Origin of the sequence: Pseudomonas proteolytica (genome assembly GCF_007858275.1) — a bacterium.
Classification (GTDB): Bacteria; Pseudomonadota; Gammaproteobacteria; order Pseudomonadales; family Pseudomonadaceae; genus Aquipseudomonas; species Aquipseudomonas proteolytica.
Genome location: NZ_VFEV01000011.1, coordinates 49,412 through 74,100, shown reverse-complemented (window position 1 = coordinate 74,100; position 24,689 = coordinate 49,412). Strand labels below are relative to the sequence as shown.

General features: G+C 52.1%; 24 protein-coding genes. 20 read left to right on the top strand and 4 right to left on the bottom strand.

The genetic code is table 11. From position 1 onward, the window contains the following. From hisC to FIV38_RS10205, 19 genes are all read left to right on the top strand, one after another. Window positions 1-1,113 carry a histidinol-phosphate transaminase gene (gene hisC, locus FIV38_RS10295; protein ID WP_092235122.1) on the top strand — a complete coding sequence of 371 codons (1,113 nt, stop codon included), beginning with the start codon at window positions 1-3 and terminating at the stop codon, window positions 1,111-1,113. A gap of 28 nt (window positions 1,114-1,141) precedes the next feature. Then, window positions 1,142-3,352, top strand: coding sequence for a bifunctional prephenate dehydrogenase/3-phosphoshikimate 1-carboxyvinyltransferase (locus FIV38_RS10290; protein WP_092237374.1), 2,211 nt, complete (start codon window positions 1,142-1,144; stop codon window positions 3,350-3,352). Continuing rightward, window positions 3,349-4,038 (top strand): (d)CMP kinase, encoded by a 690-nt coding sequence (cmk, locus tag FIV38_RS10285; RefSeq protein WP_029298696.1) that lies wholly within the window; start codon window positions 3,349-3,351, stop codon window positions 4,036-4,038. Before FIV38_RS10290 ends, cmk begins: the two co-directional genes overlap by 4 nt. A gap of 121 nt (window positions 4,039-4,159) precedes the next feature. Further along, window positions 4,160-5,854: a 30S ribosomal protein S1 gene (rpsA, locus tag FIV38_RS10280; protein ID WP_029298694.1), complete on the top strand. Its 1,695-nt coding sequence runs from the start codon at window positions 4,160-4,162 to the stop codon at window positions 5,852-5,854. A gap of 328 nt (window positions 5,855-6,182) precedes the next feature. Beyond that, window positions 6,183-6,479 (top strand): integration host factor subunit beta, encoded by a 297-nt coding sequence (gene ihfB / locus FIV38_RS10275; protein WP_017848846.1) that lies wholly within the window; start codon window positions 6,183-6,185, stop codon window positions 6,477-6,479. Between the two features lie 24 nt (window positions 6,480-6,503). Further along, entirely contained in the window at window positions 6,504-6,737 is a 234-nt protein-coding gene (locus FIV38_RS10270; RefSeq protein ID WP_092235125.1) for a lipopolysaccharide assembly protein LapA domain-containing protein, read from the top strand. 371 nt (window positions 6,738-7,108) lie between these two features. After that, a complete protein-coding gene (locus FIV38_RS10265; RefSeq protein WP_092235128.1) occupies window positions 7,109-8,458 on the top strand; it encodes a Wzz/FepE/Etk N-terminal domain-containing protein in 1,350 nt (449 codons plus the stop codon). A 483-nt stretch (window positions 8,459-8,941) separates the two neighbouring features. Then, window positions 8,942-9,835, top strand: coding sequence for a glucose-1-phosphate thymidylyltransferase RfbA (rfbA, locus tag FIV38_RS10260; protein WP_092235130.1), 894 nt, complete (start codon window positions 8,942-8,944; stop codon window positions 9,833-9,835). Further along, a complete protein-coding gene (gene rfbC, locus FIV38_RS10255; RefSeq protein WP_092235133.1) occupies window positions 9,832-10,398 on the top strand; it encodes a dTDP-4-dehydrorhamnose 3,5-epimerase in 567 nt (188 codons plus the stop codon). Before rfbA ends, rfbC begins: the two co-directional genes overlap by 4 nt. Continuing rightward, window positions 10,395-10,799, top strand: coding sequence for a sugar 3,4-ketoisomerase (locus FIV38_RS10250; RefSeq protein WP_092235136.1), 405 nt, complete (start codon window positions 10,395-10,397; stop codon window positions 10,797-10,799). Before rfbC ends, FIV38_RS10250 begins: the two co-directional genes overlap by 4 nt. A 96-nt stretch (window positions 10,800-10,895) precedes the next feature. Continuing rightward, on the top strand, window positions 10,896-12,017 hold the full coding sequence (locus FIV38_RS10245; RefSeq protein ID WP_092237377.1) for a DegT/DnrJ/EryC1/StrS family aminotransferase: 1,122 nt from the start codon (window positions 10,896-10,898) through the stop codon (window positions 12,015-12,017). Then, complete coding sequence (locus tag FIV38_RS10240) at window positions 12,017-13,294, top strand: O-antigen translocase (protein ID WP_092235139.1); 1,278 nt, start codon at window positions 12,017-12,019, stop codon at window positions 13,292-13,294. Before FIV38_RS10245 ends, FIV38_RS10240 begins: the two co-directional genes overlap by 1 nt. 10 nt (window positions 13,295-13,304) lie before the next feature. After that, window positions 13,305-14,240 carry a glycosyltransferase family A protein gene (locus FIV38_RS10235; RefSeq protein WP_092235142.1) on the top strand — a complete coding sequence of 312 codons (936 nt, stop codon included), beginning with the start codon at window positions 13,305-13,307 and terminating at the stop codon, window positions 14,238-14,240. Then, complete coding sequence (locus FIV38_RS10230) at window positions 14,237-15,229, top strand: EpsG family protein (protein ID WP_139273563.1); 993 nt, start codon at window positions 14,237-14,239, stop codon at window positions 15,227-15,229. The genes FIV38_RS10235 and FIV38_RS10230 overlap by 4 nt, the downstream gene beginning before the upstream one ends. Before the next feature lie 35 nt (window positions 15,230-15,264). Then, window positions 15,265-16,185, top strand: a complete 921-nt coding sequence (locus FIV38_RS10225; protein WP_158682884.1) for a glycosyltransferase family 2 protein — start codon at window positions 15,265-15,267, stop codon at window positions 16,183-16,185. Between the two features lie 63 nt (window positions 16,186-16,248). Then, on the top strand, window positions 16,249-17,160 hold the full coding sequence (locus tag FIV38_RS10220) for a glycosyltransferase (protein ID WP_092235150.1): 912 nt from the start codon (window positions 16,249-16,251) through the stop codon (window positions 17,158-17,160). Beyond that, on the top strand, window positions 17,157-18,122 hold the full coding sequence (locus FIV38_RS10215) for a UDP-glucose 4-epimerase family protein (protein ID WP_092235153.1): 966 nt from the start codon (window positions 17,157-17,159) through the stop codon (window positions 18,120-18,122). Before FIV38_RS10220 ends, FIV38_RS10215 begins: the two co-directional genes overlap by 4 nt. After that, window positions 18,122-19,132: an MraY family glycosyltransferase gene (locus FIV38_RS10210; RefSeq protein ID WP_092235156.1), complete on the top strand. Its 1,011-nt coding sequence runs from the start codon at window positions 18,122-18,124 to the stop codon at window positions 19,130-19,132. The genes FIV38_RS10215 and FIV38_RS10210 overlap by 1 nt, the downstream gene beginning before the upstream one ends. Window positions 19,133-19,326: 194 nt before the next feature. After that, window positions 19,327-21,321, top strand: a complete 1,995-nt coding sequence (locus FIV38_RS10205) for a polysaccharide biosynthesis protein (protein WP_092235159.1) — start codon at window positions 19,327-19,329, stop codon at window positions 21,319-21,321. A gap of 64 nt (window positions 21,322-21,385) precedes the next feature. On the opposite strand, the gene FIV38_RS10200 is transcribed toward FIV38_RS10205, so the two are convergent. After that, on the bottom strand, window positions 21,386-22,126 hold the full coding sequence (locus FIV38_RS10200; protein WP_092235163.1) for an acyltransferase: 741 nt from the start codon (window positions 22,124-22,126) through the stop codon (window positions 21,386-21,388). A gap of 55 nt (window positions 22,127-22,181) precedes the next feature. Continuing rightward, on the bottom strand, window positions 22,182-23,042 hold the full coding sequence (locus FIV38_RS10195; RefSeq protein ID WP_092237380.1) for a 3-hydroxyacyl-CoA dehydrogenase family protein: 861 nt from the start codon (window positions 23,040-23,042) through the stop codon (window positions 22,182-22,184). A 306-nt stretch (window positions 23,043-23,348) separates the two neighbouring features. On the opposite strand from FIV38_RS10195, the gene FIV38_RS10190 reads away from it, so the two are divergent. Further along, on the top strand, window positions 23,349-23,684 hold the full coding sequence (locus tag FIV38_RS10190; RefSeq protein ID WP_092235166.1) for a ComEA family DNA-binding protein: 336 nt from the start codon (window positions 23,349-23,351) through the stop codon (window positions 23,682-23,684). Window positions 23,685-23,701: 17 nt separating this feature from the next. Here the strand turns inward: FIV38_RS10190 and FIV38_RS10185 are convergent, their stop codons facing one another. Next, window positions 23,702-24,292 (bottom strand): TetR/AcrR family transcriptional regulator, encoded by a 591-nt coding sequence (locus FIV38_RS10185; protein ID WP_029298636.1) that lies wholly within the window; start codon window positions 24,290-24,292, stop codon window positions 23,702-23,704. Window positions 24,293-24,426: 134 nt separating this feature from the next. Continuing rightward, window positions 24,427-24,594, bottom strand: a complete 168-nt coding sequence (locus tag FIV38_RS10180; RefSeq protein WP_003172675.1) for a DUF2897 family protein — start codon at window positions 24,592-24,594, stop codon at window positions 24,427-24,429. Window positions 24,595-24,689 lie beyond the last annotated feature (95 nt).

Sequence of the window (24,689 nt, the reverse complement as noted above, 5' to 3'; positions counted from 1 at the left end):
ATGAGTGGCAACTTCCTCGCCCTGGCGCAGCCGGGCGTGCAACAACTGTCGCCTTACGTTCCAGGCAAGCCTGTGGACGAGTTGGCGCGCGAGTTGAATCTGGACCCGGCGAAGATCGTCAAGCTGGCCAGCAATGAAAACCCCCTGGGGCCAAGCCCCAAAGTGCTGGCGGCGATCCGCGAAGAGTTGGCGGAACTGACCCGTTATCCCGACGGTAACGGCTTTGCCCTCAAGTCCCTGCTGGCCGAGAGCTGCCGGGTCGAGTTGAGCCAGGTGACCCTGGGTAACGGTTCCAACGACATCCTGGAACTGGTGGCGCGTGCCTATCTGGCCCCGGGCCTGAATGCGGTGTTCAGTGAGCACGCGTTTGCGGTGTATCCGATTGTCACCCAGGCTGTCGGCGCCGAGGCGCGGGTGATTGCGGCCAAGGACTGGGGGCATGACCTGCCGGCCATGCTGGCGGCCATCGATGCCCAGACCCGCGTGGTGTTTATCGCCAACCCGAACAACCCGACCGGTACCTGGTTCGGTGCCGACGCGCTGAACGAGTTCCTGCAGGATGTGCCTGGGCACGTGTTGGTGGTGCTGGACGAGGCCTACATCGAATACGCCGAAGGCAGTGACTTGCCCGACGGCCTGGACTTCCTCGCGGCCTACCCGAACCTGCTGGTATCGCGCACGTTCTCCAAGGCTTATGGCCTGGCGTCGCTGCGGGTTGGCTACGGGTTATCCACAGCCGTTGTCGCGGATGTGCTGAACCGCGTGCGCCAGCCATTCAACGTCAACAGCCTGGCGCTGGCGGCGGCCTGTGCGGCGCTCAAGGATGCCGAGTACCTGGAAGAAGGGCGGCGGATCAACGAAAGCGGTATGCAGCAGCTGCAGCAAGGCTTTCGTGAGTTGGGCCTGGGCTGGATTGAGTCCAAGGGCAACTTTGTCTGCGTAGATCTCGCCCAGGAGGCCGCTCCGGTATTCCAGGGCCTGCTGCGCGAAGGCGTGATCGTGCGTCCGGTGGCCAATTACGGCATGCCCAACCATTTGCGTATCACCATCGGTTTGCCGGCTGAAAACAGTCGCTTCCTTGAGGCGCTGGCCAAGGTCCTGGCCCGTGGTTGATGTGATTGCAATGCAACCTGTTGTGCCTGTGATCGGTCGCCTGGTGGTGGTCGGCCTGGGATTGATTGGCGGCTCCTTTGCCAAGGGCCTGCGTGAAAGCGGCCTGTGTGGCGAAGTGGTCGGTGTGGATCTGGACCCGCAATCGCGTCGGTTGGCGGTTGAGCTGGGGGTGGTGGACCGCTGTGAGGCGGACTTGGCCCTGGCATGCCAGGGCGCCGATGTCATTCAGTTGGCGGTACCGATCCTGGCCATGGAAAAACTGCTGGGGCTGCTGGCTGGCATGGACCTGGGCCAGGCGATCCTCACGGATGTCGGCAGTGCCAAAGGCAATGTTGTACGCGCGGCGCGGCTGGCGTTTGGCGGCATGCCGGCGCGGTTCGTGCCGGGGCACCCGATCGCTGGCTCCGAGCAGAGCGGGGTGGAAGCCTCCAACGCCCAACTGTTCCGTCGGCACAAGGTGATCCTCACGCCGTTGCCAGAAACCGATCCCGCCGCCTTGGCGGTGGTGGATCGGCTGTGGCGCGAGCTGGGGGCGGATGTCGAGCATATGCAGGTCGAGCGTCATGACGAAGTGCTGGCGGCGACCAGTCATCTGCCGCATTTGCTGGCCTTTGGCCTGGTCGACTCCCTGGCCAAGCGCAACGAAAATCTGGAGATTTTCCGTTACGCCGCCGGCGGTTTTCGCGATTTCACGCGGATTGCCGGGAGCGATCCGGTGATGTGGCATGACATATTTCTCGCCAATCGCGAGGCCGTACTGCGCACCCTAGACACCTTCCGCAGTGACTTGGATGCCTTGCGCGATGCGGTCGATGCGGGGGATGGGCACCAGTTGCTGGGTGTTTTCACCCGTGCACGGGTAGCGCGCGAGCACTTCAGCAAGATCCTGGCGCGGCGTGCCTATATGGACGCCGCTGTCAACGCTGACGATGTGGTGTTTGTCGCCAGCCCCGGTGGGCAATTGAGTGGCAAGATCCGGGTGCCGGGGGATAAATCCATTTCCCATCGCTCGATCATGCTCGGGTCGCTGGCGGACGGTATTACCGAAGTCGAGGGGTTCCTTGAGGGTGAGGATGCCCTGGCGACCCTGCAGGCGTTTCGCGACATGGGTGTGGTGATCGAAGGTCCGCACCACGGGCGAGTGACCATCCATGGTGTGGGCCTGCATGGCTTGAAGCCGGCCCCGGGGCCGATCTATCTCGGCAATTCGGGCACGTCCATGCGCCTGCTGTCAGGCTTGTTGGCGGCGCAGCGTTTTGACAGTGTGCTGACCGGCGATGCTTCGCTGTCCAAGCGGCCGATGAATCGCGTGGCCAAGCCGTTACGGGCGATGGGCGCGGTGATCGAAACCGGGCCGGAAGGCCGGCCACCGCTGACTATTCGTGGCGGGCAGTCGCTCAAGGGGTTGAATTACACGCTGCCGATGGCTAGCGCCCAGGTCAAGTCCAGCCTGTTGCTGGCTGGCTTGTACGCCGAAGGCCGGACGGCGGTGACCGAGCCTGCGCCCACCCGTGATCATACCGAGCGGATGTTGCGCGGTTTTGGCTGCCCGGTGGAGGTCGTTGACGCAACGGTGGCGGTTGAGTCGGGTCATGCACTGTTGGCCACGCGCATCGAAGTGCCGGGTGATATCTCTTCCGCGGCATTCTTCCTGGTGGCCGCCTCGATTGCCGAGGGGTCCGAATTGTTGCTGGAGCATGTGGGAATCAATCCTACCCGCACCGGGGTGATCGATATCCTGCGTCTCATGGGGGCCGATATCACCCTGGAAAACCTGCGTGAAGTGGGCGGCGAACCGGTTGCGGACCTGCGTGTACGCGCGGCACCGCTCAAGGGTATCGAGATTCCCGAAGCGCTGGTTCCGCTGGCTATCGACGAATTCCCAGTGCTGTTTGTCGCCGCCGCTTGCGCCCAGGGGCGCACGGTATTGCGTGGTGCCGAAGAGTTGCGGGTCAAGGAGTCTGACCGCATCCAGGTAATGGCCGACGGTCTGTTGGCGCTGGGTGTGAAGTGTGTGCCGACCCCTGATGGGATTATCATTGATGGCGGCGGCATGGCCGGGGGTGAAGTGCATGCCCACGGTGATCATCGGATCGCCATGGCGTTCAGTGTGGCGTCCCTGCGTGCCACTGCGCCGATTCGTATCCATGACTGTGCCAACGTAGCTACATCTTTTCCGAATTTTCTTACACTGTCTGCCCAAGTCGGCATTCGTGTAGCCCAAGAGGCTCAATTGTGAATATCAAAGCACCGGTGATTACCATCGACGGGCCGAGCGGCTCTGGCAAAGGCACCGTCGCAGGCTTGTTGGCCAAGCGTCTGGGGTGGTGTCTGCTGGACTCCGGGGCGTTGTATCGCCTGCTGGCTTTCGCCGCACGTAATCATGGCGTCGACCTGACCAATGAAGCATCGTTGGTATTGCTGGCGGCTCACCTTGACGTGCAGTTCGTCGGCGCGACCGAAGGTCATTCGCTGCGCATTATCCTGGAAGGAGATGACGTAACCGATGATCTGCGTAACGAGCAGGTTGGCTCCTGGGCTTCCCAGGTGGCCGCCTTGCCGGCCGTGCGTGATGCCTTGCTCCAGCGTCAACGGGCTTTCCAGGAGCCGCCGGGCCTTGTGGCCGATGGCCGTGATATGGGTACCGTGGTGTTCCCTGAGGCGCCGCTGAAGATTTTCCTGACGGCCAGTGCCGAGGAGCGGGCGCGCCGCCGTTACTTGCAGTTGAAGGGCAAGGTGGATGGTGTTAGTCTGTCGAGTCTGCTAGATGAGATTCGTGCGCGCGATGAGCGTGACACCCAGCGTGCGGTAGCCCCGCTCAAACCGGCGGCTGACGCCATACAGCTGGATTCCACGGAATTGTCCATCGAGCAGGTGCTGGAACGCATCTTGAGTGAAATCGCCCTTCGCGATATCGCCGGATGACTCAGAGGAAGTGCAGGGGACCAGTCCTAGACCTGCGCTTCTTCTCTTATATGAACGTAACCCACACCGTCTGGGGTGTGGCAGATGGGCGTATTCTTCGCCCTTATCAACAGGAATTAAAATGAGCGAAAGCTTTGCGGAACTCTTTGAAGAAAGCCTAAAAACCCTGAACCTTCAGGCTGGCTCCATCATCACCGGTGTTATCGTTGATATCGATTACCAAGCTCGCTGGGTAACCGTTCACGCTGGTCTGAAGTCTGAAGCACTCATCCCGCTTGAGCAGTTCTACAACGACGCTGGTGACCTGACTATCAATGTCGGTGACGAAGTTCACGTTGCTCTGGACTCGGTTGAAGACGGTTTCGGTGAAACCAAGCTGTCCCGTGAAAAAGCCAAGCGCGCTGAATGCTGGATTGTTCTCGAAGCAGCCTTCGCAGCTGAAGAAGTGGTCAAGGGCGTTATCAACGGTAAGGTTAAAGGCGGCTTCACTGTCGACGTTAACGGCATCCGTGCGTTCCTGCCAGGTTCTTTGGTCGACGTTCGTCCAGTGCGCGACACCACGCACCTGGAAGGCAAAGAACTCGAATTCAAGGTCATCAAGCTCGACCAGAAGCGCAACAACGTTGTCGTTTCCCGTCGCAGCGTGCTGGAAGCAGAGAACTCCGCTGAGCGTGAAGCTCTGCTGGAATCCCTGCAGGAAGGCCAACAAGTCAAAGGTATCGTCAAGAACCTCACCGATTACGGCGCATTCGTCGATCTGGGTGGCGTCGATGGCCTGCTGCACATTACCGACATGGCTTGGAAGCGTATCAAGCATCCTTCCGAAATCGTCAACGTTGGCGACGAGATCGATGTCAAGGTTCTGAAATACGATCGCGAGCGCAACCGTGTTTCCCTGGGCCTGAAGCAACTGGGTGAAGATCCATGGGTTGCTATCAAAGCCCGTTACCCAGAAAGCACTCGCGTAACTGCGCGTGTTACCAACCTGACCGACTACGGCTGCTTCGCAGAGCTGGAAGAAGGCGTGGAAGGCCTGGTACACGTTTCCGAAATGGACTGGACCAACAAGAACATCCACCCTTCGAAAGTCGTACAAGTCGGCGACGAAGTGGAAGTTATGGTTCTGGACATCGACGAAGAGCGTCGTCGTATCTCCCTGGGCATCAAGCAGTGCAAATCTAACCCATGGGAAGATTTCTCTGGCCAGTTCAACAAGGGCGATAAAATCTCCGGCACCATCAAGTCGATCACCGATTTCGGTATCTTCATTGGTCTGGACGGCGGCATCGACGGCCTGGTTCACCTGTCCGACATCTCCTGGAACGAAGTTGGCGAAGAAGCTGTTCGTCGTTTCAAGAAGGGCGACGAGCTGGACACCGTTATCCTGTCGGTTGACCCAGAGCGCGAGCGCATCTCCCTGGGTATCAAGCAACTGGAAAGCGATCCGTTCTCCGAGTACGTTCAAGAGAACGACAAGGGTGCAATCGTTAAAGGCATCGTGAAGGAAGTTGACGCTAAAGGCGCCATCATCACTTTGGGTGACGATATCGAAGCGACTCTGAAAGCCTCCGAAATCAGCCGTGATCGCGTTGAAGACGCTCGTAACGTTCTGAAAGAAGGCCAGGAAGTAGAAGCCAAGATCATCAGCGTTGACCGCAAGAGCCGCGTAATCCAACTCTCCATCAAGTCGAAAGACGAGATCGAAGAGAAAGAAGCAATCCAGAGCCTGCGCGACAAGCCAGCTACCTCTGACATTGCTTCGGGTCCGACCACTCTGGGCGACCTGTTGCGTGCACAAATGGAAAAACAGAACTAAGTTCTGTCAGACCATATAAAAAGGGCGACTTCGGTCGCCCTTTTTTGTGTCTGGGATTTGGCGGTTGGAGTGAGGTGCGTGGCCGGCAAGGCGTGATCGCCCTTGAGGCGTCTTACGGGGTGCGATCTTGTTATCCAGGCACTCCATGGGCTTTTCTGGGGAAAGGTCGCCAGCGCTATCCTGAGCCCGGCCTGCTCTGGTCCTGGGTCTGGTAAGGGTTAGCATAATTTGCGCAAGATAAGTCAAGCCACAGGCTGTTCAAATTCATCTGGTCATGCTAAAACCTTCGGAGCGCTTTTCCTAGCTGCTTGAAAAAGAAGGGAAAAATATGACGAAGTCGGAGTTGATCGAACGAATTGTCACCCATCAAGGGCTGCTCTCATCCAAAGATGTGGAGTTGGCCATCAAGACCATGCTTGAGCAAATGTCCCAGTGCCTGGCCACTGGTGATCGGATCGAGATCCGCGGCTTTGGCAGCTTCTCGCTGCACTACCGCGCTCCACGCGTGGGCCGTAACCCGAAAACCGGCCAGTCCGTCAGCCTCGACGGCAAATTCGTGCCTCATTTCAAGCCGGGCAAGGAATTGCGGGATCGAGTGAACGAAGACGAAGAAGAAAACGTCTGAGTTTTTTTGGGATAGGAGAAGTTTATGCGCGGTGTAAAGCGCGTCGCCCTGGTACTGATTGTGCTGATCGCCGCCTTGGCGATCCTGGCATTCGTACTGGAAAACCAGCAAGACGTCGCCCTGGCGTTCCTGGGGTGGTCTACGCCACAGCTGCCGGTTTCGGTGTTTGTGACGTTGGCGTTGATTGTGGGGATGTTGGTGGGGCCGTTTCTGAGTTTGCTGGTTCGCCGTAAGAAACGCCCAAACCCCACACTGTAGGGTTAGTCGGAAGGCGCATACCGTTTGTCGCTTCGATTGCAGGTGTAAGCCTTTTGTTGGGCGTTGGCTCTACACCCCCCCCCTAGGATGCATTAGCGCTTCTCTGTCGTTAGGAAATAGTGATGTTGGGGCTCAACTGAATCATGTTCCCTGCAACTTCCTCAGTGAGTAGGAATTGCCCTACGGACATGTCAAGTCTTGTAATGTTATGACGAGATGGCAAAATGCAACCTGTTCTCGATTCCAGTCATTTTGTGTGTCCAAGGCTTGGCAGCGACGCTGGGCTTTTTGGCCGACCCTTATAAATACAAAAACCACAAGATTGTCTGCATAACGAGCCCGCAGTTTCTCTTTGAAGGCAGGTTTTTGTTGTGAGTAGTAGCTTCCGCGCACCCCCGATTCCTTCGTCCGACGAGATTGATCTTGTTGCACTTTTTCAGGTTATCTGGAAGCAGAAAAAATTAGTCTTGGCTGCTACCGCAAGCGCCGGGCTGATTGCTGCGATCTATGCGTTCCTCACGCCTCCTCAGTACGAAGTCAGCAGTGTGTTGCGCCCGGCCGCAATTAACGAGCTGGATGCTTTGAATCGCTCTGAGATTTATACGCTTCCTCCTGGTGATGCTCTTGTCAGAGTGGGCGCATCATTGGAGTCTTACGATACCCGCTTGGGTTTTTTCCGCTCAAACCAGAAATTGTTCAAGGCATTCGAGCAGCCTGGCAGGACCTTGGAGCAGAGTTTCGAAGAGTTTAACCGCAACTCTATTGAGCTCATTCTGCCCGACCCGAAGAAGGCTAACTCTCTCAGTGCCTATATCAAGCTTGAGATGAGTTATCCGAAAGGCGTGGATGGCGTCGCCATTCTCAATGGCTTCGTTGATTACGCGATTGCCACGGAACGTGAGCAAATTGCAGCGGATCTGGACGTCATCGTAAAAAACCGATTGAACGAGCTCAAGGGCAAGATTGATGCTGCCCGCTCTAATTACGAGGTTGATAAAGAGGCGCGGATTGCATCGCTGCGAGAAACCGATAGCTTGCGACGTGCGCAGTTGCAGGATGAACTCAAGGCGTTGCGAGCACAGTTGAAGACTGGGCGCATCGACCGAGTGGCGCAGTTGAACGAAGCCATCGGAATCGCCAAGTCCCTGGGGATCAGAAAGCCCAGCACGCCTTCCGCTCTGGGTGAGTCAGAGCGTAATGGCTCATCAAGTGTGATGCGTACCGAAATAAACAATCAGCAAATCCCTCTGTACTTCATGGGCGTCGAGGCGCTTGAGGCTGAACGTACTGTGTTGATGCAGCGTAAGTCCGATGACTTTACTGAGGGTCGTATCGCGCAGATTGCCAAAGAGCTTCAATTGCTCCAGTCGAACCGTGAGATTGAAGTGCTGAATCGTCGTGAAAACGAGGATCTGTTTCTGGCCGGTGTTCAGCCGGTGCGCGCTGAAGAGGCTCGCTTGCGTAACTTAAGCATTGATATGAGCCGGCTGAAGCTGGTAACTATCGATAAGCAAGCCCTTGAACCTTTACGTCCGGTCAAGCCTCAGAAGGCGTTGATTATCCTGCTTGGTCTGATCTTGGGTGGATTTGTCGGGGCATTCATTGCCGTGATTCGTCATCTTGTCAAGACCCGTCAATCTCAGCCCCAATCGGCAGCATTATCCATGCTGTCCAATTCGCCGACGATGGTGGGTAGCGATACAGGTTTGAACAAGCCGTAATAGATGCCTGCAAGAACCGCGCTGTGCTCTCCTGGCAGTGCGGTATTTCATTTCATTTGGAAACTAGCTTGCAACTTATTGTCTATAGCGCACTGGATAAGTGTTTTTCGGCTTTTGGGCTCGCGTGATACCTGGGGTCGGTCAGTGTGACTGGCGTTTGTAGGGGCGGTCCTCCTGCTCGTCGGGTTATTTCATGTAAAAAACGGCAGCGTCCTGCGGCGGATGGCTCATAATCACGCGAGTCGATCAACCTTGCCAGGGCGGTTATTTTCCCGCGTGGAGCGTTGACTACGTTGCGCAGGAGGCCTCCGCAGGGGAGAGCTCTGTCCGGAAAAAACGAGATTTTTATATTGGCGATTTCGGATTGCCGGCCACAGGCATTGAAATTGTGGCTCAATACCGAGAAGCTACGCGCTATTTTTCACCCGCCAACCCGTGTGTTGGCATTGGTGTAATGCAGATATTTAAGGAAGTTCTAAAGATATGACGGACATCAAACGCAAAGGCATCATCCTCGCCGGCGGCTCCGGGACGCGTTTGCACCCACTGACTCTGGGTGTATCCAAGCAAATGTTGCCTATTTTCGACAAACCGATGATTTTTTATCCGTTGTCGGTGTTGATGCTCGCTGGCATGCGCGAAATCTTGATCATCTCGACACCTGAAGATCTGCCTTGCTTTAAAAAGCTCCTGGGAGACGGCAGCCAGTACGGCATCCAGCTCAGCTATGCCGAGCAACCCAGTCCGGACGGATTGGCCCAGGCCTTCCTGATTGGCGAAGAGTTTATTGGTGATGATCCTTGCTGCCTGATCCTTGGCGACAATATTTTCTACGGCCAGCACTTTTCCGATAACTTACGCTCCGCCATGTCCCAGACATCCGGTGCGACAGTCTTTGGCTATCACGTATCGGATCCTGAGCGTTTTGGTGTGGTTGAGTTCGATGCCACTGGTCGGGCATTGAGCATCGAAGAAAAACCAACGAAACCGAAGTCTAACTACGCAGTTACAGGCTTGTACTTCTACGATAACCGAGTGGTGGACATTGCTAAGAGCATCAAGCCATCGCCGCGTGGCGAGCTTGAGATCACGGACGTCAATCGTGCCTATCTGGACGACAAGTCATTAACTGTAGAGATGCTGGGCCGTGGTTTTGCCTGGCTGGACACTGGTACTCACGAGTCGCTCTTGGAGGCGAGTCATTTCGTCCATACCATTGAGCACCGCCAGGGGCTTAAAGTCGCCTGCCTCGAGGAAATTGCGTTCCATAAAGGTTGGATCACTTCGGAGCAGCTAGGTGTTCAGGCGGAAAAACTGAAAAAGACAGGCTATGGCCAGTACTTGCAGAAACTTCTGGAAGAGGCTTCAAAGGCATGAAACTGATTCAGACTGCTATTCTTGACGTTGTAATCATTGAACCAAAGGTTTTTGTCGATGATCGCGGCTGGTTTATGGAAAGCTTTAACGAAGAGCGGTTTCATACAGCGCTTAAAGAGCTAGGGCTGCCGATCCCACGAGCGTTTGTTCAGGATAATCACTCCTGCTCAGCAAAGGGCGTGCTGAGGGGCTTGCACTTCCAGCGTGCGCCGCATGCCCAGGGCAAGCTAGTGCGTGTGGTACGGGGTGCTGCATTTGATGTGGCGGTGGATATTCGGCCTGAGTCCAGCACCTATTTGAAATGGGTCGGCGTGCATCTGAATACTACCAACAACCATATGCTCTGGATCCCAGAAGGGTTCGCACATGGCTTTGTCTCGCTAGAGGACGACACTCATTTTCTGTACAAGACCACCGATTACTATGCTAAGGATTCCGAGGGAGCGCTTCATTGGAGTGATCCGGCGCTGAATATTGATTGGCCTAATGCTGGAGACTACCTCGTCAGTGAAAAAGACGATAGCGCACCAGGGTTGGATGCCTTTCTGGAGGCGCAGCAATGAGTTTGATCGAGATTTTAGATATTGAATCGAGGGGGGATGAGCGAGGGCAACTGATCGCTCTGGAGAATAACAAGAATATTCCTTTCGCAATCAAGCGCGTTTATTACCTTACCCAAACCCGGGAAGACGTTGCTCGTGGTTTTCATGCTCACAAAGAGCTGATGCAGGTTGCGGTTTGCATATCTGGTCGATGCCTCATGAAATTGGATGATGGGGTCAATCAGGAGGAGGTCTGGCTGGACTCTCCTGTTAAAGCGATTCTCATCAGGAAGATGATTTGGCGTGAAATGCATCATTTCAGCCCTGATTGTGTCCTGCTTGTCTTGGCGAGCGAACTCTACGATGAGCAAGACTACATTCGTAGTTATTCTGACTTTAAGTTGCTGGCCAAGTCGAACTAAACTCTCGAGTGTAATAGAGCGCATGAAGATTACGAGCTAATGAGTGGGTTGGTTTTTAGTCTGTTGTTTGGCCGAAATGATCAGGTAATTGCAAAAATGATAAAGTTTTTAGAGTTAAAAGATATAAACAGCCTTTGCCGTGATGAGTTGGTCGCTGCTTGCACTCGTGTTGTTGACTCTGGTTGGTATATCGGCGGAACTGAACTTCAGATATTCGAACGCGAATTTGCAGCCTATTGCGGCACTCGACATTGCATCGGTGTGGCTAACGGTCTCGATGCTTTGGTATTGGTTATCAGAGCGTGGAAAGAGCTTGGCTACATGAGTGAGGGGGACGAAATCATTGTTCCATCCAATACCTATATCGCCAGTGTCCTGGCTATTTCTGAAAATGGACTGGTTCCTGTGCTGGTCGAGCCGGATCCCGACACACGGAATCTCTGTCCGATGGCAGTCGAGTCTGCCATCACGAAGAAGACCAAAGCTATTCTTCCTGTTCACCTTTATGGTCGAATGGCTGATATGCCCAAGATTATGGCCGTTGCCAAGCGACATGGCCTATTGGTGCTGGAGGATTCAGCACAGGCTCACGGTGCCCATATTGATGGGAAAAAGGCTGGCAGCTGGGGGGATGCATCGGGATTCAGCTTTTATCCAGGAAAAAATCTCGGCGCTTTAGGTGACGCGGGTGCCGTTACAACCAATGATGATAAGTTGGCCGTTACGATCCGGGCGTTGGGTAATTATGGATCGTATGAGAAGTACAAGAATACTTATCGCGGTGTAAATAGTCGGCTTGATGAAGTTCAAGCGGCTTGCCTCTCGGTCAAACTTAAGTATCTGGATGCACAAACCGCTTATCGTCGTGAAATTGCACAGTTGTATTCTGCGACAATCACGAATCCTCTTATTTCTTTGCCTGTCGCGTCAGAGTTTGATGCGTCAAGCAACTCCAGTCATGTGTGGCATGTTTATACGGTCTTGTGCGATCAGCGAGATGAGCTTCAAAAACATCTTGCGGAGCATGGCATACAAACATTGATCCACTATCCAATTCCGCCTCATCAGCAACAAGCATATTCAGAGCTTGCTGGTCATTCCTATCCTGTCGCGGAACGTATACATCAACGTATATTAAGTTTGCCGATTGGCCCTACGCTGTCGATGGCGGAGGCGCAGGTTATTGTCTCGGCGTGTAACAGTTTCGGTAGAAACTGATGAATCTTGTTAAAACCAGCCTTTTGAATGGCATCGCCGTTGCCATAAAAATGTTGACGTTGCTGGGGCTGAATAAGTTACTGGCTGTATACGTCGGACCTGGTGGTTATGCAGCAATCGGTCAGTTTCAGAACGTCGTACAGATGCTGACCACGTTTGCCAGCGGTGCCATCAATAATGGTGTGACTAAATATACAGCAGAGTATTCCGGGGACGAGTACCGACTACATGCTTTATGGAGGACCTCCGGTACTATTGTACTGGTAGGTGCAACAATTGCTTCGCTGTTGATAGCATTGCTTAGTAAAGAGTTGGCGTTGTGGGTTCTTGGGGATGCTGAGTTCTCTGGCGTGTTTCTTTGTTTTGCCGCTACGTTAATATTTTTTAGTTTTAATACTTTACTGCTCGCAGTATTGAATGGACGGAAGGAAATTGTTCTTTATGTATTTGCAAATATAGGAGGAAGCCTCTTTTCATTGATAGTTACCTCGATAATGGCGATCTACTTTGGGCTTTATGGCGCGTTGGTTGCTCTTGCGGTATATCAATCCTTAAGTTTCCTGGTTACCGTTGTCCTCTGCAGGAAAACAGTATGGTTTAAAGTTGGATTATTCTTTGGTGCTGTAGACCGTGCGGTTGCATTGCGGTTGGCGAAATTCACTGCCATGGCATTGACCTCTGCTATCTGTATGCCCATTAGTACGATACTTATTCGAAATGATATTGTTTCAATGCTTGGATGGGATGCTGCAGGTTATTGGGAGGCAATGCTAAGGCTCAGTGCGGCCTATCTTCTGTTGGTGACCACAACGCTGGCTGTTTACTATTTACCACGACTGTCTGAACTCCGTACGGCTAAAGAATTGATTTTCGAAATTAAGCAAGGCTACAAGATTATTCTGCCTGTTGCTGTTTTAGCTGGTGTCGCGATGTACGTTGCTCGCGACCTGATAATATTTTTATTGTTCACCACAGACTTTTCTCCAGTCCGTGAGCTGTTTGCTTGGCAAATGGTGGGAGATACGCTGAAAATCGGTAGTTGGATTCTTGCTTATTTACTCTTGGGCAAGGCGATGTACAAGACCTACATCGTTACGGAAATTGTTTTTTCTGCGTCCTATGTGCTATTTGCGTGGTTTTTTGTTCGTCAAGTTGGCTTGGAGGGCGTGGTGATGGCGTATGCGCTGAATTATGCACTTTATTGGTTCGTCATGATCGCGTGCGTGGCAGGGTATTTTAGAATGATGCGCAGCTCTTCATCCTCTGCAGTTGAATAAGGTGTACTAGATGCTGACGATTGTTATTCCTGCTTACAACCACGAACACTATGTCATTGAGGGGCTTGAGGCTGCATGTTCGGTTGATCTGCCGGGAACGGAAATTATAATTGTTGATGATGGATCCACTGATGCAACCAGATTGAAAATAGAACAGTTTCTTCAAGAGAAAAATCCAGGAAATGTTACTTTTGTGGTCAAGGAAAATGGCGGTGTTGTTTCATCTTTGGCTCTTGGGCTTGAAAGAGCAAAAACTGAATTTATTTATTTTGTCGCATCGGACGATATTCTTTGTTACGAGGGAATTACAGCCTGTATTCAGCAATTGGAAGACCATCCTGATGCGATGTTCTGCATCGGTGGCGGGGTAAGCTTTGCTAGCGATGACCCAGATGTAAATATCCCTGTTTATGGTGAGTTGCACGAACAGTTTTTTTCTATGAGTGCTTCTTCGCGAGCGAGTGCACTGTATTTGAACTACCCGCAGCCCATTCTTCTGCAGTCGACGGTGTTTAGGTGTGCTGGCTTGAAAGAGGTGGGGGGGTGGGATCCGCGAATTGTTCTAGATGACTATTCAATGTTCATCAAAATGTTTACTAAATTTCCATTGCTAAATCATGACTTTTTGTATGTGCCGGCACAAAAAGTGGTGAAGTATAGGCAACATGGTGCCAATGCTTACAAAAATGTGTCTCGACAATTTTTTATAATCAAGCAAATGCTGGATTTTTTGGCGCCTGCTGAGATTTATTCAAAAGCGCTGGGGAAAGTACTGGCGATGCATTTTTTAGGCGCTGTTCGATTAGGTCGTTTCAATGATGGTCTAAGCCTTTTTAAGAATGTATCAATGGGTGCTAAGTCATACTTTGTATATTATCTTGCCTCCTATGTTTTCAGTTATACAGGGCGAATGTTAAGTAAGTTGGTACGGAGAGTATTCGGTTGAAGCCATCAATCAATGAGCCTGTTCGTCGAATGTATTTTGATGGGCGGTGGAGGGTGACAACTCCGGGTGCCATTGTCGCATTTGTTTTTGTTGCAATAGCCTCATTATTGATTGCCTTGCGTCCCATGGGGTTGGATTACGATTATCAGACCTACTTGGAGTACTACGATAATATTCTTGCTGGTTATCCTCCAGCGGTTGAAGTTGGTTATAAGCTGATTACGATTTTTTTTGAGCAGATAGGGATTGGTTTTTTGGGGGTGTTGTATACATATGCTTTTATTGCGTTGTATGCAAAGTTTAAGTTTTTTCAGCGGTTAGAAAGTTATCGCAGTGTTCGTGAAGGGCTATTTTTTGGTGTTGTCTATTTTCTTGTGTTTTTCCCGGTCTGGGAATTGACGCAAATTCGTAATGCGGCGGCAATAGCAGTTGTTGCCTTGGCTATTCTTGAAGATCGTAAAATTAATTCGGTTTTTTATTTTTTACTTGCTGTGCTTTTGCATAACGTTAGTTTTTTGATCGTCGCCTTTTGGCTAGTTCAGCGTTTTTTTGGTTCATTGAAATACCCTATTGTCATAGGAGTGGCTTTAGTGATTTTTCTAGGGCTTGAGTATGCGCCTTACTATCAGCGCTATGCTGCCGATGTGTACAAAGAGGATTTTAAGCCGTTCTCTTTGAAGAACTTGTTTATAGTATTTACATTTATCTATATCCAGTTTTGTCGCCAGCCACTGCCGAAGAGTCTTGCTTATTATTCGATGGCTTTGTTGTCGTTTTATCTGGCAATGGGCAAGATGCCGGCTGCGGCCATCAGGGTTGCGGATATTTCACTTTTTTTTGCGTTGTTAGCTTTATCCCTCGCACATCTGCGGTTCAGTTGGCTCTATAAGCTTTTGACCATCTTTGCGTTGGGTTACGTTTTTACGAATATCAGTTATTTAGGGGAGAACCCTCTAATTAACCTGGACGCAATTTCATGGGCTGGCTGAGGAGCCGACCTCCTATTTTAGCGGTAAGTGAGTTTATGTTAGAGGTGGAAGTGGCTAAAGTTGCTGCGGTAGTGGTCGGCTATATGCCGGAAATAGACGTCCTGGACAGGCTTTTGATTTCGCTTGGTTCGCAGGTGGATGTGTTGATTTTTCTTGATAATGGAGCCTCATCAAACGTACTGATGGCCGCTCCTGTCGAGCGACAGTCCCTCGTTTATGTGGATATGGAGGGCAATAAGGGGCTCGGGGCGGCCTTGAATAAAGGTTTCGAATTGGCTGTTAATGCCGGTGTGGACTACGTAGTTACCTTTGATCAAGACAGTCATGCCGAACCTCAGTTAATCGCGAAGCTAGGCACGGCAATGGCTCAAGCAAAATTAAAAGATCCACGTTGTATTGCCGTCAGCCCGGCTTTTTTTGACCGTCGGGACGGGAAGAAAGTTAATTTTCCGTTTTATCAGTCTGTCAATGGCGTTATTAAACCCGTGTTTCATTCTGATGATGAGAATGGTTTGGTAAATGTTGATATTTTGATTACTTCTGGCATGTACATCAGTACACAGGCCTGGATTGAAGGACATCGATACGACGAAGGTTTGTTTGTCGACTTTACCGATTCTGAGTGGTGTTTTCGGGTTAGAGATCAAGGGTATGCACTTTACGGGTGTTTGAATGTTGAGATGGGGCATGCTTTATCCGATGCGCCACCTGTCAAGCTTTTTGGGTTGAGTTTTCTTCGATATTCCCCGGTGCGCCGATATTTCTTCTTCCGTGCCACAGTTGCGGTGTGTCGGATGAACCATATGCCAACGTGTTGGAAAAAACGCCTGTTGTTGGCTTTGGTCCTGCGTTTCTTCGCCAACCTATTGATCGACAAAAACAAAATCCAGTCTCTGAAGATGATGTTGCGCGGCGCGCTCCATGGCTGGCAAAAAAAACTTGGCCCACTGCGTTAATATTTAGCTGTGATTGAGTTCCCTCGTTCCAATACGTGGGTTAAGTATTAAAGGTAGAAAGTTATGCAACCACGTATTTTGGTTTTGCTCGCGGCTTACAATGGTATGCGTTGGATTTCTGAACAGGTCAATACGATCCTGAACCAAGAGGAGGTCTCTGTTTCATTGCTGATCAGCGTAGACCGCTCTGATGATGGCACTGAGAATTGGGTCGATCAGTTGTGCCAGCGTGACTCAAGGGTAAAAACGCTGGCCCACGGAGAGAAATTTGGAGGTGCGGCTCGAAATTTCTTTCGTTTGATAAGCGAAGCGCCGGTCGACGACTTTGATTACTTCTCATTTGCCGATCAGGATGATATCTGGCTTCCAAACAAGCTGATCAGTGCGACCAGGTTTATGCTTGAGCAAAAGTCTGACGGCTACTCAGGTAATGTCACTGCATTTTGGCCTGATGGCCGTGAGTCGATCATCGTGAAGGCTCAGCCACAGGTGGCATTTGATCATTTGTTTGAAGCGGCAGGTCCTGGGTGCACGTATATCTTTACCCAAGCGTTGTTTGCCGAGCTTCAGCGAGATATCAATAGTCGCTTGGCGCAGGTGCAGAATGTCACCCTACATGATTGGTATTGTTACGCCTACAGTCGTTCACACGGCTTTAAATGGGTGATTGATGCCCAGCCGTATATGCGCTATCGCCAGCACGGGGGTAACCAGGTTGGTGTGAATAGCGGTGCTAAAGCATTTAAAAAACGGTTATCTCAGGTTTTTGATGGCTGGTGGCTAAATCAGGCTGCGCTGATTTCCCGCATGGTCGGCATGGAAAATGACCCTTTTGTTCGGCGCTGGATCGGACTGGGGCGATGGGAGCTGCTCTGTCTAGCAGGCAGTGCCTGTAAGTGCCGTAGACGGCTACGAGATAAATTTGTTTTCGGTGGGCTGTGTCTGATGTTGGCGTTGTTGAGGCAAAAAAAATGAAAACCCAGCTATTGATTACTGGCAGTAGTGGTTTCGTCGGGCGCCAACTGATTCGACAGTTACAGGGCCATTCAAATTACAACACACGTGCTCTTGTCCGCACTATGCCCGATGTTTTGGCGACTGATGTTGATTACGTGCAGCTCTCTGACTTTTCCACTGTGACAGCGGAGCACCCGGCTATGCGGGGTCTTGACGTTGTTGTACACCTGGCATCACGCGTGCACGTCATGAATGATACAGAGTCTGATCCTCTCGAAGCGTTTCGCAGAGTGAATGTGGGCCACACGCTACAATTAGCCCGTAGCGCTGTTGCAGCTGGGGCGAAACGTTTTATTTTCGTCAGTTCGGTCAAGGTCAACGGTGAGCAGACGGCTTTCGGCAGGCCATACAGTGAAACCGATAATCCTTTGCCTGTTGATCCTTATGGTATCTCAAAAATGGAGGCCGAAGATGCGCTCAGAGAACTTGCAGCGCAAACAGGTCTTGAGGTAGTCATTGTCCGCCCCGTGCTGGTTTATGGGCCGGGTGTGAAGGCTAATTTTGCGAATATGATGAGGTGGTTGAAAAAGGGCGTTCCGTTGCCCTTTGGTGCTATTAGCAACCAGCGAAGTCTTGTGGCATTAGATAACTTGGTCAGTTTTATTCTGACCTGCGTATCTCATCCAGCCGCTGCTAACCAGACGTTTTTGATCAGTGATGGTGAGGATGTATCCACCACTCAATTGTTAATTCGATTAGGCGAGGCCTTGGGGTCACCTGCCAGACTCATCCCGGTTCCTGAGTGGTTGTTGGTGTTAGGGGCCACTTTGCTGGGTCGCAAGGCGCTATCCCAGCGACTGTGTGGTTCGCTGCAAGTGGATATTACAAAAAGCCGGCAACTATTGGGCTGGGCGTCAGTCGTTACCCTTCAAGAAGGGCTCAATGCAACTGCGCAACATTACCTTAGTGAGCAAATTTAATGACGTATTGGTACATCTTTCCCCTTGTCGCGCTTGTGTCCCTGTTACTGACAGCCGTACTGCGCCGATATGCACTGCGTCGTAGCATCATTGATATTCCTAATGCTCGTAGCTCTCATACGGTACCAACGCCCAGAGGAGGCGGGGTAGCAATTGTACTCACGTATGCATTTTCGCTATTCGTGTTGGCACTCCTGCAATGGGTGTCCATTGCTGAAAGTGTCGCGCTCTTAGGGGCGGGTCTACTGATCGCAGTGATTGGTTTTATGGACGATCACGGTCATATAGCTGCGCGTTGGAGGCTGTTGGGTCATTTTGTCGCTGCCGGCTGGGCACTTTTCTGGATGCAAGGGTTGCCCCCAATTACAGTTTTTGGCTTTTCTTTGAACCTTGGATGGTTTGGCCATTTAATTGGCGCATTTTACTTGGTTTGGATGCTGAATCTTTATAATTTCATGGACGGAATAGATGGCATCGCCAGTCTAGAGGCTATTTGTGCGTGCGTCGGTTTGTCGCTGATTTATTTTTTTAGTGGCTATGAAACGTTGATATGGTCTCCTCTTTTATTAGCCATGGCCGTTGCAGGATTCTTATATTGGAACTTCCCACCTGCCCGAATTTTCATGGGGGATGCAGGGAGCGGATTTCTCGGCATTGTTCTGGGCGGATTTTCTATACAGGCAGCCTGGATTGGCAGTGAGTTTTTTTTCGCTTGGTTAATCATGTTGGGAGTATTTGTTGTAGACGCTACCTTTACCTTGGCTAGGCGACTGGCCCGGGGAGACAAGGTCTATGAGGCTCATCGTAGCCATGCATATCAATTTGCCTCACGCCAATTTGGAAAGCACCTGCCGGTAACGGTGTCTATTGGTGTCATCAACGTTGTCTGGCTTTTCCCTCTGGCTCTCTGCGTTACGTTACTGGGACTGGATGGCTCTCTGGGCTTAGTAATCGCTTATGTGCCATTGCTGTTATTGGCCGTAAAATATAATGCGGGTATGCGTGAGTAGATGCTCTGGCAAGGACGGTATTGACCGCTTTTTTCTTCTCATTCCGGCATAACCTGTATGATCAGGTAGCTTCGTGAATGAAACCAAAAGCTTTAGTTTCAATCCGTGCGGCATGACGTTCGCAGAAGCGACGGGCGGTAGCTGCTCGTTGAGAGTTTTAATTTAATTGTGAGTAGTAAGGTCGTCAGAAAAACATGGATAAATTACGAACATTCCTGCTGAACCTCCCTCGCAGGCAAAAGCGCATTCTCCAGGTCATTGCCGACATCATTCTGGTCTGGCTCGCCCTCTGGATGGCGTTTGTTGTTCGTCTAGGGATCGATGAGTTGGTCAACCCCGTCGTACTGCATTCTTGGCTGTTCATCAGTGCGCCAATTGTTTCCATCCCGCTGTTTATCCGTTTTGGCATGTATCGCGCCGTGATGCGCTACTTCGGCAACGATGCACTCATCGCGATTATCAAGGCTGTCAGCCTGTCGGCGTTGATTCTGGGGGTTGTCGTCTATTGGTACAGCAACCACGAAAATGTGGTGCCACGTTCTATCGTGTTCAACTACTGGTGGCTCAGTCTGATCATGATTGGTGGATTACGCCTAGCCATGCGCCAGTACTTTCTGGGGGATTGGTTTGCAGCTGCCCAGCATGTACCGTTTACCAGTCGCGATGATGGCCTGACCAAGGTTGCGATCTACGGTGCAGGTGCTGCCGGCAATCAACTGGTTGCGGCGCTTCGTATGGGGCGAGTCATGCGCCCGGTGGCGTTTATCGATGACGACAGCAGCATCTCTGATCGCGTCATCTCCGGCCTTCAGGTGTTTAAACCCAAGCATATTCAACAGATGATCGATGCCACTGGGGCCCAGGAAATCCTGTTGGCCATTCCGTCGTCCAATCGTGCTCGACGTCGCGAGATTCTTGGCCTGCTGGAAGGGTTTCCGTTGCACGTGCGTAGCGTGCCGGGCTTTATGGATCTTGCCAGTGGCCGGGTGAAGGTCGATGACATTCAGGAAGTAGACATTGCCGACTTGCTGGGGCGTGATGCAGTGCCTGCCCAGGGTGACCTGCTGGAGCATTGCATCAAGGGGCAGAGCGTCCTGGTGACGGGGGCAGGTGGTTCTATTGGTTCAGAGCTTTGCCGGCAGATCCTGGCGTTGCGTCCTACTACCTTGCTGTTGTTCGAGCACAGTGAGTTTAATCTTTACAGTATTTTGTCGGAGCTGGAGCAGCGTGTCACCCGTGAGTCGCTGCCTGTCCGTTTGCTACCCATCCTGGGCTCGGTACGAAACCAGGTAAAATTGTTCGACGTGATGAAGACCTGGCATGTTGATACGGTCTACCACGCGGCAGCTTACAAACATGTGCCGATGGTTGAGCACAACATCGCCGAAGGCGTCCTGAACAATGTCATCGGTACATTGAATACCGCCCAAGCGGCGCTTCAGGCGGGGGTCTCTAACTTTGTGCTGATCTCCACGGACAAGGCCGTGCGCCCGACTAATGTCATGGGCAGTACCAAGCGCCTGGCCGAGTTGACGCTGCAGGCGTTGAGCCGTGAGCTGGCACCGGTATTGTTTGGCGACAAGGCCAACATTTCTCGCGTCAATAAGACTCGCTTTACCATGGTTCGTTTTGGCAATGTGCTGGGCTCTTCTGGCTCGGTTATTCCGTTGTTTCACAAGCAGATCAAGTCAGGCGGGCCACTAACAGTCACTCATCCAAAGATCACGCGTTACTTCATGACCATACCTGAGGCGGCACAGTTAGTGATCCAGGCAGGCTCAATGGGGCAGGGCGGGGATGTATTCGTGCTTGATATGGGCGAACCGGTGAGAATTGTCGAGCTGGCAGAGAAGATGATTCACCTGTCCGGCCTGAGTGTTCGCTCGGATAAAAATCCCCATGGTGATATCGCCATCGAGTTCACCGGATTGCGTCCTGGTGAAAAGCTCTACGAGGAGTTGCTGATTGGCGACAACGTCGTGGCCACCCAGCATCCGATGATCATGAGTGCCAACGAGGATCATCTGGATTGGGAGATACTCAAAGGGAAGCTGACAGAGTTACTCGCGGCGGTTGATGCGGACGACTACAGCAGGGTCCGTCAACTACTACGCGATACGGTCAGTGGATATGCCCCGGATGGCGAGATCGTGGACTGGATCTACCAGCAGCGTCGCCTGGAGCCTTGAGGGGGGGCTGGCTCATCAGTGAAGCCTATAAAAGGTTTACTGATGAGCCCGCATCAAACGGGGCTTACGAAAATTCCTTGATCCACTCAGCGACAGCTTTCTCTGGATAGCCGCGGTGGAAATGTCGGCGCCATGGATAGGCGTGATTCCCCGAACCATCCTTCAATTTGATCTTCTCCGTGCCGCAAATGAATTTTGCGGGCGAGCCGGCAACCACGGCATCTGGATTGACGTCTTTGTTCACGGAGCTATGGGCACCTACTAATGCGCCTTTTTTGACGGTCACACCAGGCAATATGACCGACATGGTGGCGATGACCGCGAAGTCTTCGATAGTTACCCCGGCCATCACTTCGCTCGGTGGATGAGGATCGTTGGTCAGTACCACATAGGGGAAGATCCAGACGTAATTGCCCACGGTCGAGTGCTGTCCAATGTGGACATTACTATGGCATTTGACATAGTCACCAATCTCGCAATGTCCTTGGATATCGCCCAATGTGCCAATCTGGAAACCGTCCCCGGCTGTTGTCAGCTCTCTTATCGTGACTCGATGGCCGGTAACCAGTTTTTCACCAAAAGTCGAACCTTCGTAAAATACGCTATGCGAACGGATGACGGCACCGTTACCAATGATCAGCGGGCGTCCATTTGCAAGTTTTGTCGGTAAGCCTATTTCACAGTATGCACCGATCTCGGTGTTATCACCGATAACGGCATTTTTATGAATAATACTGTAAGGGCCAATACTGACATTGTTCCCGATCTTCGCACCGTCATTTACGATTGCGGTCGCATGTATCATTGAATTCTCCCTTCTGACAACGCACTTTGAATTAAATAAGTGCCTTGTTTGCGAATTAGTATTTGTAAAAGCCCTGGCCTGTTTTTCTACCGAGATGATTGGCTCTAACCATCTTTCTCAACAAGGCATGGGCGCGATATTTTGGATCGCCTGTTTCGTTGTGCAGCGTTTCCATAATCGAGAGATTCACATCATTGCCGATCAGGTCCGCGAGTGCCAACGGGCCTATTGGGTGGTTGGCGCCGTAGCGCATCGCCTTATCTATTTCTTCGGCTGTGGCGACGCCCTCTGCGAGAATACCAATGGCCTCGTTGATCATAGGAATCAACATCCGATTGACGATGAATCCTGGAGCTTCGTTAACAATTACAGGCTCTTTACCCAAACCCTTGGAGAAGTTGACCGCCCAATCCAGCGTGGCATTTGAAGTGGCCAATCCCGCGATGACTTCAGTCAGTTTCATGACCGGCGCCGGATTGAAAAAGTGCAGGCCTACTACGTTTTGAGGAAAAGCGCACAACGAGGCAAGGCCGGTAATGGAGAGCGAGGAGGTGTTTGAGGCCAGGACCATATCGGGTGAGGATATGGCCGAGAGTTCTGTGAATATTGCTTGTTTGGCATCCATGTTCTCTGCAATAGCTTCAATGATCAGCTTCGAGTCAGACAGGGAAGTGTAATGGTCAACAGTAATTATTTTTTCGCGGTATTGGTGGGAGAGTGATTCTTCGAGTCGACCTTTTTTAACTTGGCGACTCCATTGACTTTCCAACTCAACTAGAGATTCATTAACAGAAGCTAAACTGCGCCCTTTCCAGAATACGGTCGAGATTTGATTCGACTGCGCGAGGATCTGTACTATTCCTTTACCCATAGTGCCTGTTCCAATTACCGCTACAGAGTACAGGTCTGTCGACATTCGCATTTCGTCCCGGCTCGCTTCTTTTCGAAAAATTCCATGATATCCAATTCACCTGGCAAGATGAAGCAATCAGTGCGTGCTCCGACACAGGGCGTTTAGATAGACGTTGATATTTTCACGCAGGTGTTGATTGCGCTTTGCCCGTTCAGCCCTTTGCCTGGTGGGCCCTTGACGCTGGAGGCGCATATTTTAGGCTGGCATATATTGTAACTCACCCATTTTTGACTATCCCCCCACATCGCCTAAGTTTGAAAAGCAGCTTCGGAAAGCTGCTTTTCCCACTGATGTCATGGAGCGTCTCTAATGCGTAAATCCGTTTTATCCTCCCTGGTTTTTGCCGTCCTCACCAGCCTGTCAGTCGCGGCCTTCGCCGCCCCATCGGCCAAGCCCGAAGCGCCAGTGTCGGTAGCGGCCCAGGCAGACAGAAGCGAACAGCCAACCCCGAAAATCAACCTTAACGCAGCAGACGCTGAAACCCTGCGCCGCGATCTGTTCGGTATTGGCGCCGCCAAGGCCAAGGCGATCATCGCTTATCGCGAGTCCAATGGATCGTTCACGGCGGTGGATGAGTTGCTGGAGGTGAAGGGGATTGGCAAGTCGCTGCTGGAGAAGAATCGCGACAGGCTGGAGGTTAAGTAATCAAAGCAGGAGGCCGGTCATTGACCGGCCTTTTTTGCGTCAGCAGGGGCTGTATTGATCCCGGTTTTCAGGTTTTGCCGCACGACGTCGAGTATGCGTGTCGCCAGTTGCGGGTTTTCGACACTACGCGCCAGCACCAATGCGCCTACCAGTGTCGACATGATCACCAGGCTTTGTTCGTCCGCACTGGGGCTGCCCAATGCGGTTTCGATTTGCTTGAGTCGGGCGTCGAGGACTGTATCGGTGGTGGGGCTCTGTTGCCCGCGTTGCCCCAGTTCCGAGGACATGGTGGGCAGCGGGCAGCCTTGGTCGGGGGAGGTGTGGTGCCATTCGGACAAGTAGCTATCGATGAAGGCTTCCAGCGGCCGCTCTTGGCTGAAGATCGCCGCACAATGGGCGTCCAGCTCGGCGGAGGCTGCTTGCAGGGCTTTTTCCACCAGTTCGTCTTTGGATTTGAAATGGGCGTAGAACCCGCCATGGGTCAGGTTCAGGGCTTTCATCAGGGGCTGCAGGCCGGTGGCGCCGATGCCGTCGCGGCGAAAGCGCACCGACGCTTCTTTAATGATGCGCTGATGGGTTTGAGCTTTGTGATTTTGCGAGTAGCGCATGAGAGGGCCCTCTGTAACATCGCGCCATATTAACCAAGGTTTGGCGCTGTTTCTCGGCCCGATTACAAATTTGCACTAATCTCAATCGATTCGCTTGGCGTGCTGCCGGTAAGGGTCAGCACGGGGCGTTGGTTTCAGCGATCCTGCGCATCCTTGGCGTCAGCCTGAGCATTGCGCTCGGCGACGCGTTTGCGTTGTTCGTCGGTCAGTTCCACTTTGTTGGCGCTGTCACGCAGCATCATCAAGCCACCAACGATCGAACCGATGGCGACCACCATGATCAACCAGGCATACCAGGGCATAGGGCTCTCCTTGAGGCTGACTGCCATGGGGAAGATTCCCCACGGCACTATCAGCTTTGAGTGACGGCGTTCGTCAGTCGTTCCATTGTAGGCCC

Bases quoted from the DNA above. Each gene is read 5' to 3' on its own strand.
- hisC (WP_092235122.1), top strand. From the start codon at position 1: ATGAGTGGCAACTTCCTCGCCCTGGCGCAGCCGGGCGTGCAACAACTG.
- rpsA (WP_029298694.1), top strand. From the start codon at position 4,160: ATGAGCGAAAGCTTTGCGGAACTCTTTGAAGAAAGCCTAAAAACCCTG.
- ihfB (WP_017848846.1), top strand. From the start codon at position 6,183: ATGACGAAGTCGGAGTTGATCGAACGAATTGTCACCCATCAAGGGCTG.
- FIV38_RS10270 (WP_092235125.1), top strand. From the start codon at position 6,504: ATGCGCGGTGTAAAGCGCGTCGCCCTGGTACTGATTGTGCTGATCGCC.
- rfbA (WP_092235130.1), top strand. From the start codon at position 8,942: ATGACGGACATCAAACGCAAAGGCATCATCCTCGCCGGCGGCTCCGGG.
- rfbC (WP_092235133.1), top strand. From the start codon at position 9,832: ATGAAACTGATTCAGACTGCTATTCTTGACGTTGTAATCATTGAACCA.
- FIV38_RS10250 (WP_092235136.1), top strand. From the start codon at position 10,395: ATGAGTTTGATCGAGATTTTAGATATTGAATCGAGGGGGGATGAGCGA.
- FIV38_RS10245 (WP_092237377.1), top strand. From the start codon at position 10,896: ATGATAAAGTTTTTAGAGTTAAAAGATATAAACAGCCTTTGCCGTGAT.
- FIV38_RS10240 (WP_092235139.1), top strand. From the start codon at position 12,017: ATGAATCTTGTTAAAACCAGCCTTTTGAATGGCATCGCCGTTGCCATA.
- FIV38_RS10235 (WP_092235142.1), top strand. From the start codon at position 13,305: ATGCTGACGATTGTTATTCCTGCTTACAACCACGAACACTATGTCATT.
- FIV38_RS10225 (WP_158682884.1), top strand. From the start codon at position 15,265: ATGTTAGAGGTGGAAGTGGCTAAAGTTGCTGCGGTAGTGGTCGGCTAT.
- FIV38_RS10220 (WP_092235150.1), top strand. From the start codon at position 16,249: ATGCAACCACGTATTTTGGTTTTGCTCGCGGCTTACAATGGTATGCGT.
- FIV38_RS10215 (WP_092235153.1), top strand. From the start codon at position 17,157: ATGAAAACCCAGCTATTGATTACTGGCAGTAGTGGTTTCGTCGGGCGC.
- FIV38_RS10210 (WP_092235156.1), top strand. From the start codon at position 18,122: ATGACGTATTGGTACATCTTTCCCCTTGTCGCGCTTGTGTCCCTGTTA.
- FIV38_RS10205 (WP_092235159.1), top strand. From the start codon at position 19,327: ATGGATAAATTACGAACATTCCTGCTGAACCTCCCTCGCAGGCAAAAG.
- FIV38_RS10200 (WP_092235163.1), bottom strand. From the start codon at position 22,126: ATGATACATGCGACCGCAATCGTAAATGACGGTGCGAAGATCGGGAAC.
- FIV38_RS10195 (WP_092237380.1), bottom strand. From the start codon at position 23,042: ATGTCGACAGACCTGTACTCTGTAGCGGTAATTGGAACAGGCACTATG.
- FIV38_RS10190 (WP_092235166.1), top strand. From the start codon at position 23,349: ATGCGTAAATCCGTTTTATCCTCCCTGGTTTTTGCCGTCCTCACCAGC.
- FIV38_RS10185 (WP_029298636.1), bottom strand. From the start codon at position 24,292: ATGCGCTACTCGCAAAATCACAAAGCTCAAACCCATCAGCGCATCATT.
- FIV38_RS10180 (WP_003172675.1), bottom strand. From the start codon at position 24,594: ATGCCCTGGTATGCCTGGTTGATCATGGTGGTCGCCATCGGTTCGATC.